We start from the raw sequence: 13,306 nt of genomic DNA on the forward strand, positions 1-13,306 counted from the left end.
AAACCAATCGACAACACCACCCTCACCAACCCCGACCACTGGATCCGCCACGCCCGCAACACCGTTCGCTTCGCCGACGCCATCACACACCTGGCCACCGACACCTATCTCGAAATCGGCCCCAAACCGGCCCTCATCCCCCACCTCCCTGCCGGAGCCCTCCCAAGTCTCCGCCCCCGCCAGCCCGAACCCCACGCACTCGCCACCGCCCTCGCCCACCTCGTCGCCCGCGGCACAAACCCCCACTGGCACAACTACTTCGCAAGCACCAACGCACGCACCACAACCCTGCCGACCTACCCCTTCCAACACCAGCACTACTGGCTCGACCATCGAACATCCGGTCCGGCGGATCTCGCGGCGGCCGGTGTCGACGGGGCCGGACACGCCCTCCTGACCGCGGTGGTCGCCGACCCGGAATCGGAGGCGCTGATGTTCTGCGGCCGTATCGGTCTCGACACCCATCCCTGGCTCGCGGATCACGCCGTCGGTGACCGGATCGTGCTACCAGGCACGGCACACGTCGACCTGGTCCTGCACGCGGGCCTCGAATGCGGTCTAGGCGAGCTCGACGAGTTGATCCTGGAGACACCGCTCGTGCTCACCGCCGATGCGGCGCTGGACCTCCGGGTGACCGTCGAGCCGCTCGACGCCGGCCGCAGGACCGCCCGGGTACACAGCCGAGAGTCCGGCTCAGCGGACACCTGGCATCGCCACGCCACCGCGGTGCTCACCGAACCGAGCGCGATACAGATCACCGATGCCGGGCAGCCATGGCCGCCCAACGATGCGCAGAGTCTGAACCTCGATGCGGTCTACGATCAGCTGGCGGACAACGGTTTACACTACGGTTCCACTTTTCGCGGTCTGCGTGCCGCGTGGCGCACATCCGACGAGGTATACGCCGAGGCGGCGCTGCCCGAGGGAACCGACGTGGCCGGACACGTCGTCCACCCCGCGCTCCTAGACGCGGCGCTACACGCCATCGGGCTCGGCGACTTCGTCGTCGCCGACGACTCCGCACCGAGTCTGCCCTTCGCCTGGCGCGGCGTCCGGATCACGCCCTCCGGCGCCACCGCGTTGCGGGTGCGCCTCCGGTCGACCGGCAATGACACTGTGGCGCTGAGCGTTTCCGATTCCGACGGCCGCGAGGTCGGCAGGGTCGAAGCGTTGTCGCTGCGCCGGTTGACCATCGAGCAACAGCGGACCTACATCCCCAAGGCGCTGCTCGGTGTGCGCTGGGAGGAGTTGCCGTCGACCCAGGCGGCGGCCCCGTCGTGGTCGGCCGTGCTCGCCGACGGCGAGCCGTGGTTCACCGCGCTGGCGCGGGACAGCGGCGTCCAGCTGGAGCAGTACGCCGATCTAGCGGAATTGGCCTCGGCGGCAGCGGCTTCCGGCACGGCTCCGGACGCGGTATTCTTCGCACCGACCGAACCCGGCGACGACCTGCCCGCGGCAACCGCCCGGTTGACCTCCCGTGTCCTCGCGGTCGTCCAGGCGTGGCTGGCCGACCGGCGCTTCGCGGCGAGCCGCCTGGTGCTGGTGACCCGCGACACCGCGACGAATCCGATGATGGCCGCGCTCACCGGCCTGCTGCGCGCCGCCAACGCCGAGCATCCCGGCCGGGTGACGACAATCGATATCCCGCACGGCGCGCAACGTTTCGGCTGGCGGCTACTCGGCGCCGCGCTCGCCTCCGGCGAACCGGAGGCGGTGCTCCGCGACGGCGGCGTTTACGTCCCCCGGCTCGCGCAGGTCAGCGGAACCGGCTCGGCCGGTGTGGCTTTGAGCGACGGCACCGTGCTGCTCACCGGGGCCTCCGGGGCACTCGGCCAGCTGCTGGCCCGCCACCTCGTCGCCGCACACGGCGTGCGCGACCTGGTATTGGTCAGCCGGAGTGGCGGAATGGACGCCCTGCGTACGGAATTGGCGGACGCGGGCGCGCACGTCGAGGTGGTCGCGTGCGATGTCGCCGAACGGTCCCAGGTTGCCACGCTGCTCGCGGGCCGTTCGGTGCACGCCGTCGTGCATGCCGCCGGCGTCCTCGACGACGGCGTGCTCGAGTCGCTCACCAGCGAACAACTCGCGCGGGTGCTGCGCCCGAAGGTGGACGCGGCGTGGCACCTACACGAATTGGCCGGGCGCCCAGCGGCGTTCGTGCTCTTCTCGTCGGTGGCGGGCATCCTCGGATCGGCGGGCCAGGCCGCGTACGCGGCAGGCAACGCGTTCCTCGACGCGCTGGCCGCCCACCGCGTCGCGCAGGGACTTCCGGCGGTCTCGCTGGCGTGGGGTCCGTGGGACATCGAGGATGGTATGGCGACCGAACGACGCAGGCTCGTGCGCGGCGGGCTCGTCCCGGTGCGCGCCGAGGAAGGTCTCGCGCTGTTCGACGCGGCACTGACCCGGCCGGAAGCACTGCTCGTTCCGGTGCACGCGGATACCGCCGCACTCCGGGCCTTGGCGGCACGCGAGCCGCTGCCACCGATCTGGCACGGGCTGGTCCGGCCGACCCGGTCCGGCACCCGCTCGGCGCCGCCGCGGGATCTATCCGCGCGCCTGGCCAGATTATCCGACGGGGAACGCGAACTGGCCCTGCTCGACCTGGCCCGCCGCGAGGTCGCCGCCGTGCTCGGCCACGCTTCGCCGGACGAACTGGACACCGAGCGGGCGTTCACCGAGCTCGGATTCGACTCGCTGACCGCCGTCGATCTGCGCAATCGACTGGAGCGCGCCACCGGGCTTCGACTGCCCGCGAGCCTGGTGTTCGACCATCCGACGCCGCCGGCGCTGATCCGCTTCCTCTCGGACGAGCTGGCGCAGACGGCCGCGCCCACGGCCGACGACACCCTGGGTGCGCTCTTCCGCCTCGCGTGTGTCGAGGACCGGATCGATGCGGGCATGGAGCTGGCGCGCGTCGCGGCGCGGCTGCGCCCCGTGTTCCACGGACCAGCCGAACTCGACCGGCGGCCGAATCCGGTACCGCTGGCCCGTGGACCGCAACGGCCGCGGCTGATCTGTTTTCCCGCGGTCGTGGCGATGTCGGGTGCACACCAATACGCACGGTTCGCGGCGACGCTGCGCGACCGCCGCGACACCATCGTCTTGCCCGAGCCGGGATTCGGTGCCGGAGAACGGCTTCCGAGCACCGTGGCAGCCGTCGCAGCGGCACAGGCGCAGGCGGTGCTCGCGCACGCGGCGGGCGAGCCGTACGCCCTACTCGGCTACTCATCGGGCGGATGGATCGCGCACGAGGTCGCCGCACAGCTGGAACAGACCGATTCGCCGCCGGCCGCCGTCGTGCTCCTCGACACCTATCTGCCGCTGGAGATGAATCCGCGGCTGAGCCGGGCGTTCACCCACGGATTGTTCGGGCGGCGCAGCGAATTGGTGTCGATGGATCACGTGTCGCTTACCGCGATGGGCGGCTACTTCGAGGTGTTCGGCGACTGGGAGCCACAGCGCATAGCCACCCCGACGCTGTTCCTGCGCGCCGCCGACGCACTGCCCGACACCGACGGAACCCCGCTGGCCGAGGCCGATTGGGGGCCGTCATGGAAGCTCTGCGACGCCGATCTCGCGGTCGCGGGCGACCACTTCACGATCGTCGGTGAGCACGCCGAAGACGCTGCGCGAGCGGTGGATTCGTGGCTCACCGCACTGCCGGTAACAACCGAACAAGAGAGGAAGAAATGACCGAGATCACCCCAGAACTGGTCGCCGCCGCCTACGAGGCGGTCAGTTCCGGAGACCGCGAGAAGACCGCGCTGTACTGGTCGGAAAACCTGCGCTTTCTCGCGCCGGGCAGTCATGCGCAGGCGGGCTGGCGAACCGGCATCGACGACTTCATGGACTACGTGCAGGGCATGCTGGAGGCCTCCGGCGGCACGTGGAGCATGCAGCCGGTCACACTGCTGATCAACAGCGAGGACGGCTATTCGATCGATGCCAACCGGATCCACGCCGTCCGTAAGGGTGCGCCGGAGGGCAGCACCTCCCCGTTCGACGTGCTCGATATCTCCGGCGTGCAGATGCTCAAGTGGGAGGACGGCAAGGTCGTCGAGGGCGCGGGCGGGATCTTCGGTGACGGCGCCACGAACTACACCCAGTGGTGGTCGCCGTTGAGCGGCGACGGCGAACGCCGCTACTGACCACCCCTTCCTGCTCCGCCAGCCGGTTTCCGGTTGGCGGAGCGGGGATTTCGACCCAGACAGGAGTATCACGACCCATGGCGAAACCGACGGTGGACAACGCACTCTGGATCCGACGGCCCCATCCCGCGGCCGCACCGACGATCCGGTTGGTGTGCTTTCCGCACGCCGGCGGTTCGGCGAGCTTCTTCTTCCCGGTGTCGGTGGCGCTGTCCGGTTCGGGCTCGGGTCCGGTGGAAGTGCTCGCCGTCCAATACCCGGGGCGACAGGACCGGCGCCTGGACCCGTGTATCGATGACATCGGCGCACTCGCCGAACAGATCTACGCCGCACTGCGACCGTGGACCGACCTCCCGCTGGCCTTCTTCGGCCACAGCATGGGTGCGATCCTGGCCTTCGAGGTCGCACGCCTGCTGGAGGAGCGCGACGGGATCGTGCTGGCCATGCTGTTCGCCTCCGGCCGCCGGGCCCCCTCCCGGCATCGCGACGAGGACGTGCACACCCGCGACGATGACGCGCTCGTTGCGGAACTCCGTCAGCTCAGCGGCACCGACGACGCGCTGCTCGGCGACGAGGAGCTGCTGCGGATGATCCTGCCCGCCATGCGAAGTGACTACCGGGCCATCGAGACCTATCGGTCTGTGCCCGGGGCCACCGTCCGGTGCCCGATCACGGTGCTTGTCGGTGACGACGATGCCAAGTCCACGGTAGCGGAGGCGCGTGACTGGGCGGGCCACACTACTTCCGGGTGCGAGACCCGGGTCTTCACCGGCGGGCACTTCTATCTGACCGCGCACCGGGCTGCCGTCATCGAGACGATCTCGGAATCGTTGCTCCGCGTAGCCGGCCCGCGATCGCATTAGCTTGCGGCACACGGCCAGCCACGACAGCCAATGGTTGTCACCGGAGGCGTGTTGATTGTTTGACCCACGATCGTCGGCTCGGCTCGAATAGGTCGATCCGAGCCTGAGTCGCGTCTGGAGGCGTCCGTTGTCCTCGTTCGTTCACCTGCATGTTCACACTGAATACTCGATGCTGGACGGTGCGGCAAAGATCAAGCCGCTGTTCGAGGAAGCCGACCGCCTCGGGATGACTGCGGTGGGTATGACCGACCACGGCAATATGTTCGGTGCCGACGAGTTCTACCAGGTCGCCACCAAGATGGGCATCAAACCGGTCATCGGCATCGAGGCGTATCTGGCTCCCGGCAGCCGGTTTCACAAGAAGCCGGTGTTCTGGGGTCAGGCCAACCAACGCGGCTCCAATGGGGAGGGCGTCGGCGGAGACGTCTCCGGTGGCGGCGCCTACACGCATATGACGATGCTGGCGCGCAACTCGCGCGGACTTCGCAACCTGTTCAAACTGTCCTCGCTGGCCAGCATGGAAGGCTACTACCGCAAGCCGCGGATGGACCGGGAACTGATCGCGGCACACTCCGAGGGGATCATCGCCACCACCGGCTGTCCCTCCGGTGAGGTGCAGACCCGGCTGCGGCTCGGTCAGCGGGCCGAGGCGCTCCAGGCGGCCTCCGACTATCGCGACATCTTCGGCAAGGACAACTTCTTCGTCGAATTGATGGACCACGGTCTGCCCATCGAGCGGTCGGTCCGGGAGGGTCTGCTCGAGATCATCGCGAAACTCGGCCTGCCGCCGTTGGCCACCAACGACTCTCATTACGTCACCAAGGATCAGTCCGAGGCGCACGCCGCGTTGCTCTGCGTGCAGGCCGGAAAGATGCTCAGCGACCCGACCAGATTCAAGTTCGACGGCGCCGGGTACTACTTGCAATCGGCCGAGGAGATGCGGGCGTATTGGGACACCGAGGTCCCGGGCGCGGCGGACAACACCCTGCTCATCGCCGAACGGGTCGAGTCCTACGCCGAGGTGTGGGAGCACACGGATCGAATGCCGATCTACCAGGCACCCGAGGGCTACGACGTGACCTCGTGGTTCCGCGCGGAGGTCATGCGCGGCCTCGAATGGCGGCTGCCCGCCGGCGTGCCCGAGGAGTACCTGCGCCGCGCCGAGTTCGAGATAGCCATCATCGTGCAGAAGGGGTTTCCCGCCTACTTCCTGGTCACCGCCGACCTGATGAACTACGCACGGGAGCAAGGCATTCGAGTCGGCCCCGGGCGTGGATCGGCCGCCGGATCGCTGGTGTCCTACGCGATGGGCATCACCAATCTCGACCCCATCGAGCACGGCCTGCTGTTCGAGCGATTCCTGAACCCCGAGCGTATGTCCATGCCCGATATCGATATGGACTTCGACGACCGTCGCCGCGGTGAAATGGTTCGCTACGCGACGGAGAAGTACGGCAGCGATCGCATCGCCCAGGTGATCACCTTCGGCAAGATCAAGACGAAGGCGGCGATCAAGGACGCAGCGCGAGTCCACTACGGCCAGCCGGGTTTCGCCATCGCCGACCGGATCTCCAAGGCGCTGCCGCCGCCGGTTGCCGCGAAGGACATCCCGTTGTCGGGCATCGTCGATCCGAAGCACGAGCGCTATCCCGAAGCCGCCGAGGTCCGTTCGCTGATCGAGACCGACAAGGACGTGTCCACCATCTTCGAGACCGCCCGCGGCCTGGAGGGTCTGATCCGCAACGCAGGCGTGCACGCCTGCGCGGTGATCATGTCCTCGGAACCGCTGGCGGACGTGATCCCGCTGTGGCGGCGCGAGGACGGCTCCGTGATCACGGGCTGGGACTACCCGTCCTGCGAGGCCATCGGCCTGCTGAAAATGGACTTCCTCGGGTTGCGCAACCTCACCGTGATCGGCGATGCGATCGACAACATCGAGGCCAACCGCGGCGAGACGGTCGATCTCGACTCGCTCGGGACCACCGACCCGAAGACCTACGATCTACTCGGTCGCGGTGACAGCCTCGGTGTGTTCCAGCTCGATGGCAACGCCATGCGCGAGCTCCTTCGACGGTTGGGACCCACCGGCTTCGGAGACATCATCGCCGTCAACGCGCTGTATCGGCCGGGGCCGATGGCGATGAATACGCACATCAACTACGCCGACCGCAAGAACGACCGGCAGGCGATCGAACCGATCCACGCGGAACTGGCCGAGCCGCTGCGCGACATCCTCGCCGAGACCTACGGCTTGGTCGTATACCAGGAACAGATCATGCAGATCGCCCAGCGAGTGGCGGGCTTCTCGATGGGCCGCGCCGACGTGCTGCGCCGGGCGATGGGTAAGAAGAAGCTCGAGGTCCTGGAGAAGGAGTTCGAGGGTTTCCGAGCGGGCATGCGCGAGAACGGCTTCTCCGACGAGGCGGTGCAAGCGCTGTGGGACACGGTCCTGCCGTTCGCCGGGTACGCGTTCAACAAGTCACACGCCGCGGGGTACGCGCTGGTCGGCTACTGGACCGCCTATCTCAAGGCCAACTATCAGGCCGAATTCATGGCGGCCCTGCTCACGTCGGTGGCGGACAACAAGGACAAGTCGGCGATCTACCTCGCTGAGTGCCGACAGCTCGGCCTCAAGGTCCTCGCGCCGGATGTCAACGAGTCCTCCTTGCGGTTCTCCGCCGTTGGAACGGACATCCGCTTCGGACTCGGCGGAATCCGCAACGTCGGGGCCAACGTGGTCGAATCGATCATCAAGACCCGCACCACGAAAGGCAAATACACCTCGTTCTCCGACTTCGTCGAGAAGTCGGAGCTGGTCTGCTGCAACAAGCGCGTCCTGGAATCGCTCATCAAGGCTGGCGCGTTCGACTCCTTCGATCACCCACGCAAGGCACTCATCGACATTCATGAGGAAGCAGTCGATGCCGTCACCGGACTCAAACGCCAAGAAGCGATGGGACAGTTTGACTTGTTCGGCATCGAGGGCGGCGCTGAGGAGGTGTCCAGTGATTCCTCGCCACTGAGCCACCTCAGCTTCGACGGCGAAGAATGGCCGCGCAAGATATTGCTCGGACTGGAACGAGAAATGCTGGGACTGTACGTCTCCGGACACCCACTCGACGGCACGAATCACATTCTCCGCAAGGCGGCGCCGAAACCGATCGCATCCGTATTGGCCAACGCGCCACGGGAGGGGACGATCACGATTTCGGGAATGATCTCCACGCTGGAACGTCGGGTCAATAAAAAGGGTGAAAGCTGGGCGATTGCCACCATCGAGGATCTCGACGCGTCGGTCGAGGTCCTGTTCTTTCCGAAGAGCTACAGCGTATTCACGACGGATCTGGTCGTCGACACGGTAGTGGTGGTAGAGGGCCGGGTCAACTGGCGGGAAGAAAGAATGGGAATCTTCGGCACGCACCTCGCTCCGCTCGATGTCAGCTCCGTGGAACGTGGGGAGCAAGCGCCCCCTTTGATGCTAGAGGTCAGCGCCGAGACTACCGATCGCGACAGTGTCCTCGAACTCAAATCAGCCCTCCGGTCCCACCGCGGCGGAACTCCGGTGCGCCTCGTGCTGTGCTATCGCGACCGGCGCACCACCCTCGCGATCGACGACTACCCGGTGACCGTCAGCTCCGCGCTACTCGGCGAGCTGCGGGCCGTACGCGGCGTCAAAGTTTTGACGTGACAACACCATTCGGTCTCCACTCCACGGACCTTCAGATGGGACAAGAGGAGCCGCCTGGCCGGAGCATCGCCAACTGAGCGCCGTCGACCTGCGCGGGCAAGACCTCGGTCAGCCACTCCCCCAGCAGCATGGCGGCCTCGGGCAGGCGCGATTCGGCCATCTCGCGGTACCCCACGAAATGGTCGATGACCGCCCGTGCTGCGGGATTTCCCTTGTCGCAGTTCGGGCAGAGACCCACCGTCCGGGTTCCTCGGACCTCGGTACCGTCTTCGCGCAGAAACGAATGCGGCGCACGCACCGAGCAAATCAAAGTGTCACCGCACCGATGGCACGGAAGATCGTCCACCAACAACAGCTCACAATCCGGACCCGACGGGTCGCCGGATCGCCCATCCCCCTTTTGCGTCACGGCCTGCACCTTTCTTCAGTTATGGGAAGTCGTCGATTACCGATTGGACTCGATCACCGACTCCATGTCCAACAAACGACACTTCCCGATCCCCCACCGCCAGTTGTGAATAACACACCCGACAGAACGGATCCCACGATGAGGTACTCTCACTCAGTGCTCGAACTCTCTCGAATCTCGTTTGCCCAGACGCAGATCGACGACGTCCGACGCCAACTCCTCGACACCGCGGCCTTCGGAAAGAGCATCACCCCCGACCAACTCGAGCACCTCGCGGCCAAGCTCGGCGAAACCTTGCGAATTCTCGCCGAGGAAGGCTGACAATCCGAAAGGGTCGAAGGTCGGCCGCCGTTGAGAATTCACCCACTCGAAGGCGATCTCGATGCCATAGAGCACCTGCTCGCGACCAGTGCGTGTTGCGCTGGCGCCACGTCTGGCGCTGCCGCCAGCATCCTGCTAAGTCCGTCACCACCGGCCATCGAATACTCCTGCCCTCGCTGCCCTCAACCCTGCTCATGGGTTGGGTGCGTTTTTGTCATGTGTGGGGTCACGTCGTCGATCTGCACGACGACGCGGCGTTCGATCTTGCCGCCTTTGAGCACGATCTCGTTTCCCGTCAGGCATGCTTCCCACACGATTTCGCCGTAAGCGATTAACCGTCCTACCGCTTCGGTGGCCGAGGCTTTCTCGATGTCCATGTAGGCGCGGAGGATGGATTCCGTGTCGTTGTTGATGTTGACGCTCAACCTGGACTCGTCACTGGGAGGCAGAATCTCGGGTGCAGGGTGTCGATCATCAGTCATCACTGATTCCTCGTCCTTCTTGTCGTCTGTTCGAAATGCGCCCGACCTCGAACTCCACCCGGTCGTCCTGGTTGAAAGCTCGGTATCCCTGCGCACCCATGGCGGAGTAATGGACGAAGACGTCGGGGCCGCCGTCGTCTTGGGCGATGAACCCGAAGCCCTTGGCGCCGTTGAACCACTTCACTGGATCTTGTGTCATGCGCCTCCGTCTACGAACGATCCAGCGAAAGTTGTTGGGCGGGTGCCGTTTTAATCTTCGGTTCGACCGGGCGGCAGATGGCTTTCAGCTGCCCGGCGAGCCTCCAGGGCGAACTCGCCGAGCTCGAGCAGGTCGTTGACGGCTTCGTCGACCGTGCCGCCGTCGATCTCCAGGTACGACAGGATGACGCAGGCGGCGTTGTCGCGGATGCGGACGACGAGCAGGTGGTCTCCGCTGGGCGGGTAGAGGCCGCTCACGATCGACGGCTTTCGCGGTAGCGCATGATCGCCACGGCCACCGACGCGACGACCATCAACTCGAGTAGCCGCCGCTCGAACGTGCTCAACAACGGGGGCGCGGTCGGCGGCGGGTCCAAGCCCAGCTCACGGGAGATCCGCTTCCATCCAGCGGCCGTGCCGTGTCGTACCTCATTGCCGTTCAGGCGAGCGTCCATCGTCCTCCTTGCTCGGTTGTGGGGGCACGGGCCAGCCGGGGTTGTCGTCCACCCAGATCGCGGGCTCGGGCAAGGTTTTGTCGTCGGCGATGCATGCCCACAGGACCTCGTAGGTCATGTGCAGGCGCGCGCACATCTGCGTGGTGTCGAGGTAGGCGACCGGTTCGGGCCGCTCGTAGGGCGGCATCCACGGCCAATACCAGTCGGTACATTCAGCCGACCATCCGGGAAGCTTTCGCTCACCGAGATGCACGTCGGCGCCGGGTACCCAGACGGGACCGTTGTGCCGCCATCGGGTCAGACGGGCTAAGTCGACGTCCGCGCGGATCGCGAAGGTTGTCAACCCGAGGTAGCGGGGCGCTTTGGAGTGGCGTTCGACGGTCGCCTTACCGTGTAAAGGACGTACGCCAGTCCCTGCACGAATGGGACTCACTCCCGCAGATGCGCAAGCTCGACGACCAGCTCTACAACTGGCACACCACGATCAGATCGCTGTTAGCGTGACGAGTCATTCTCTGCGGCAACGATTCCCGGCAGCTCGGTAAGATCGCGAATCTTCCAATCGGCCAGCTCCGCGACTTCCCGATTGTCACGCAGGATCCATCCCCATGGGCCGCGCTGAATGTAGGCGGTCCGCATTCCCGCCACCTTCGCCGGGGCGATGTCGTTGTCGATCCGGTCACCGACGTAGACGATCTTTCACCGCTGCACGGCGCGACCTCGACGACCTTCGCGAAGAACTCTGGCCGCGGCTTCTCGACGCCCCAATCGTCCGAGGTGGCAATGAAGTCGGTGGGTAGGTCCAAGCTACGCAGGATCCGGCCAGAGCGCAGGGTCTGGTTACCGACGATCCCGACCCAGACGCCCATCTCCTGGAGCTTGGACAGGGCCGGGCGGACGTCGGGGTAGAGGTCTTCCTCGCCGTAGGTCTCCGGCTTGCCGGCCGCCGCGCGCGCTTCGCGTTCCTCGGCCAAGTCGAATCCAGGCTGGAAGACCTGGAAAGCCTCGCGGTAGTCCTGGCCTTGTGCGATTACAGCACCAAAGACGGAGACGAAGGTATGGCGCGGTACGCCGAGCCAGTCGCCCACGTTCCGTACTCGCGAGTTTCGTCTACAAGCGTTTCACCGACATCGAATACGACTGCCCCGATCATGGGCTCACGGTACCGCGCGCAGTCTGGGAGCCAGTCGAGCACCACCTCATGCTTCTTGCCGTGAAAGCTCGATCAGCGATGAACGTATGCCGATACAATCGCGAAGGCGCTCGGAAGGTCTCGCCGATGATGAGGAGGTTGCGTGGGCGGCTGGATAACCAACTACGCCAAACATATTGGAGTAATCCTCGTCGCGGCGATGATCGCTGCGGTAACGCTGTGCATAGGTCCCTACTACGGCTGGTGGCAGGCAGGGGTCGCCGTGTTGACCGTAGCCATAGTCGCGACCGTAGCCCCGATAGTGTTGAGGGATGATCTATTTCGTGGACGGACTTTCTGGTCTTGGTAAACGGACTACCTCGCACGAATCCGACCGGAGTTACGGACCGACGGTGATCATGTTCCCCTGGTCGGTGGGGTTGTTCACGATGAAGGTGGCTGACACTCTGCCCCAGGAATTCCCCGTCGGGCAGGCGGGGTCACCGGTTGTCCGGTTCGGTACCGTATCGCGGACCGTCATCGTCGGCAGCGACTTTAGGCCGCCGTTATCGACGCTGTTGGTGTAGGTACCGGCCACCGTCGCTGGCCCGTCGGGCGCGTATACGGTGGTGCAGTTCACAGTTCCGCTGGTTGTGATGGTCAGTCCCCCTTGAGGAATGAGCAGATCGGCGGCGATCGGTGACCCGTTCTGTGCCGCCATTCCCCAGGTGCCGGTGGTTGTCACCTTGACGGTGCGATCGGGCTCGCCGAGGTCGCATTGGCTCAGGGTCAAAGGGCCGAGCGACACGGTCACCGAACCGCTCACGTTCTTGTTGTTCGGTGCCGCGGGAACGGAACCGCCACTGGTCGTGCCGGTATAGCAATCGACGGCCGAGGCGCCTGTCCCGAAGACCACCGGACCCATGTTCGCGGTTGCGACGCCGGCCCCGGCCGGGCTGACCGAGGTCGAACTGTCGGCCTGTGCCGGACCGGCGCCGACCGCCATCGCGGCCACGGCACAACTCACCGCTATCACGGCCGCCCGTGCGTAGGACAGTTTTCCGAACATTACGAAACTCCTTCGAGCGATACAACAGCGAGTCAACGATATTCCCGTGGAAACCCCGAATCACCTACTCCGCATCAACGACGAACTCTTCGACACGGCTGGTGATCTCGGCCCGAAACCGGCGGCAAGGTGCGTTCACGAATGATCATGTAAATCGGTGCGGTAATCAGATCGGGGTATCAAGCCCCTCGATCGATCATCGAGCGCCCGGCTGCTCCGGTAAAGCCCCTAATGTTGGGCCCCAGTGCTCGAGAACCGGTTGATGGAACCGGCATGCTCCGGTATTCAGTGGCCCGATCGCGTTCTGGCACAACGACGGCGGGCCGTCAGGAGGGGTCACCGGTGAGCGCGGATCCCTGCCGGTCGGTTCGACCAACCAGACGATTACGCATGGAAGCGGAACTGCGACCGGTAGAGCACAGATGAACACGCTCAACTCGGCAGTTGCGGACGTTCGCGAGATCAACTGTGGGCCACCGACTTGTCCTCGATCGAACGCCCGCACGGCGGCATCACCGGATGTTCGAACCCATCAGTTCTC

General features: G+C 65.5%; 13 protein-coding genes and 1 pseudogene. 5 read left to right on the plus strand and 9 right to left on the minus strand.

Annotated features, from left to right (window positions below; all coding sequences use genetic code 11):
* From ACIBCN_RS44240 to dnaE, 4 genes are all read left to right on the plus strand, one after another.
* Window positions 1-3,693: SDR family NAD(P)-dependent oxidoreductase (locus tag ACIBCN_RS44240; protein ID WP_396998844.1), on the plus strand; the 3,693-nt coding region annotated here is incomplete at its 5' end.
* Window positions 3,690-4,148 carry a nuclear transport factor 2 family protein gene (locus tag ACIBCN_RS44245; RefSeq protein ID WP_396998846.1) on the plus strand — a complete coding sequence of 153 codons (459 nt, stop codon included), beginning with the start codon at window positions 3,690-3,692 and terminating at the stop codon, window positions 4,146-4,148. The genes ACIBCN_RS44240 and ACIBCN_RS44245, both read left to right, overlap by 4 nt.
* 77 nt (window positions 4,149-4,225) lie before the next feature.
* Window positions 4,226-5,011, plus strand: coding sequence for a thioesterase II family protein (locus tag ACIBCN_RS44250; protein WP_396998848.1), 786 nt, complete (start codon window positions 4,226-4,228; stop codon window positions 5,009-5,011).
* A gap of 169 nt (window positions 5,012-5,180) precedes the next feature.
* Window positions 5,181-8,699 carry a DNA polymerase III subunit alpha gene (gene dnaE, locus ACIBCN_RS44255; protein WP_396998850.1) on the plus strand — a complete coding sequence of 1,173 codons (3,519 nt, stop codon included), beginning with the start codon at window positions 5,181-5,183 and terminating at the stop codon, window positions 8,697-8,699.
* Between the two features lie 31 nt (window positions 8,700-8,730).
* Here the strand turns inward: dnaE and ACIBCN_RS44260 are convergent, their stop codons facing one another.
* Complete coding sequence (locus ACIBCN_RS44260) at window positions 8,731-9,108, minus strand: DUF6300 family protein (protein WP_396998852.1); 378 nt, start codon at window positions 9,106-9,108, stop codon at window positions 8,731-8,733.
* Window positions 9,109-9,264: 156 nt separating this feature from the next.
* Between ACIBCN_RS44260 and ACIBCN_RS44265 the strand changes: the two genes are divergently transcribed.
* Window positions 9,265-9,429, plus strand: coding sequence for a DUF6374 family protein (locus ACIBCN_RS44265; RefSeq protein ID WP_396998854.1), 165 nt, complete (start codon window positions 9,265-9,267; stop codon window positions 9,427-9,429).
* 182 nt (window positions 9,430-9,611) lie between these two features.
* Here the strand turns inward: ACIBCN_RS44265 and ACIBCN_RS44270 are convergent, their stop codons facing one another.
* The 8 genes and pseudogenes from ACIBCN_RS44270 to ACIBCN_RS44305 all read right to left on the minus strand — a co-directional run bounded on the left by ACIBCN_RS44270 (window position 9,612) and on the right by ACIBCN_RS44305 (window position 12,765).
* A complete protein-coding gene (locus tag ACIBCN_RS44270; protein ID WP_396998856.1) occupies window positions 9,612-9,911 on the minus strand; it encodes a hypothetical protein in 300 nt (99 codons plus the stop codon).
* Entirely contained in the window at window positions 9,904-10,110 is a 207-nt protein-coding gene (locus tag ACIBCN_RS44275) for a cold-shock protein (protein WP_396998858.1), read from the minus strand. The genes ACIBCN_RS44270 and ACIBCN_RS44275 overlap by 8 nt, the downstream gene beginning before the upstream one ends.
* Window positions 10,111-10,160: 50 nt before the next feature.
* The gene (locus ACIBCN_RS44280) at window positions 10,161-10,367 is read right to left on the minus strand and encodes a hypothetical protein (protein ID WP_396998860.1); all 207 of its coding nucleotides are present in this window, start codon (window positions 10,365-10,367) and stop codon (window positions 10,161-10,163) included.
* Window positions 10,364-10,564: a hypothetical protein gene (locus ACIBCN_RS44285; RefSeq protein WP_396998862.1), complete on the minus strand. Its 201-nt coding sequence runs from the start codon at window positions 10,562-10,564 to the stop codon at window positions 10,364-10,366. The genes ACIBCN_RS44280 and ACIBCN_RS44285 overlap by 4 nt, the downstream gene beginning before the upstream one ends.
* Window positions 10,539-10,907 (minus strand): hypothetical protein, encoded by a 369-nt coding sequence (locus ACIBCN_RS44290; RefSeq protein ID WP_396998864.1) that lies wholly within the window; start codon window positions 10,905-10,907, stop codon window positions 10,539-10,541. The genes ACIBCN_RS44285 and ACIBCN_RS44290 overlap by 26 nt, the downstream gene beginning before the upstream one ends.
* 152 nt (window positions 10,908-11,059) lie before the next feature.
* Window positions 11,060-11,260, minus strand: a complete 201-nt coding sequence (locus ACIBCN_RS44295; RefSeq protein ID WP_396998868.1) for an HAD hydrolase-like protein — start codon at window positions 11,258-11,260, stop codon at window positions 11,060-11,062.
* A gap of 83 nt (window positions 11,261-11,343) precedes the next feature.
* A pseudogene (locus ACIBCN_RS44300) lies at window positions 11,344-11,652 on the minus strand (haloacid dehalogenase); the annotation flags it as partial.
* 444 nt (window positions 11,653-12,096) lie between these two features.
* A complete protein-coding gene (locus ACIBCN_RS44305; RefSeq protein WP_396998866.1) occupies window positions 12,097-12,765 on the minus strand; it encodes a hypothetical protein in 669 nt (222 codons plus the stop codon).
* Window positions 12,766-13,306: the final 541 nt, after the last annotated feature.

Origin of the sequence: Nocardia sp. NPDC051052, assembly GCF_044456045.1 — a bacterium.
Classification (GTDB): Bacteria; Actinomycetota; Actinomycetes; order Mycobacteriales; family Mycobacteriaceae; genus Nocardia.

What these genes read in the sequence shown, in the direction of transcription:
- ACIBCN_RS44250 (WP_396998848.1), top strand. Translation starts at nt 4,226, where the DNA reads ATGGCGAAACCGACGGTGGACAACGCACTCTGGATCCGACGGCCCCAT.
- ACIBCN_RS44305 (WP_396998866.1), bottom strand. Translation starts at nt 12,765, where the DNA reads ATGTTCGGAAAACTGTCCTACGCACGGGCGGCCGTGATAGCGGTGAGT.
- dnaE (WP_396998850.1), top strand. Translation starts at nt 5,181, where the DNA reads ATGCTGGACGGTGCGGCAAAGATCAAGCCGCTGTTCGAGGAAGCCGAC.
- ACIBCN_RS44245 (WP_396998846.1), top strand. Translation starts at nt 3,690, where the DNA reads ATGACCGAGATCACCCCAGAACTGGTCGCCGCCGCCTACGAGGCGGTC.
- ACIBCN_RS44270 (WP_396998856.1), bottom strand. Translation starts at nt 9,911, where the DNA reads ATGACTGATGATCGACACCCTGCACCCGAGATTCTGCCTCCCAGTGAC.
- ACIBCN_RS44275 (WP_396998858.1), bottom strand. Translation starts at nt 10,110, where the DNA reads ATGACACAAGATCCAGTGAAGTGGTTCAACGGCGCCAAGGGCTTCGGG.
- ACIBCN_RS44285 (WP_396998862.1), bottom strand. Translation starts at nt 10,564, where the DNA reads ATGGACGCTCGCCTGAACGGCAATGAGGTACGACACGGCACGGCCGCT.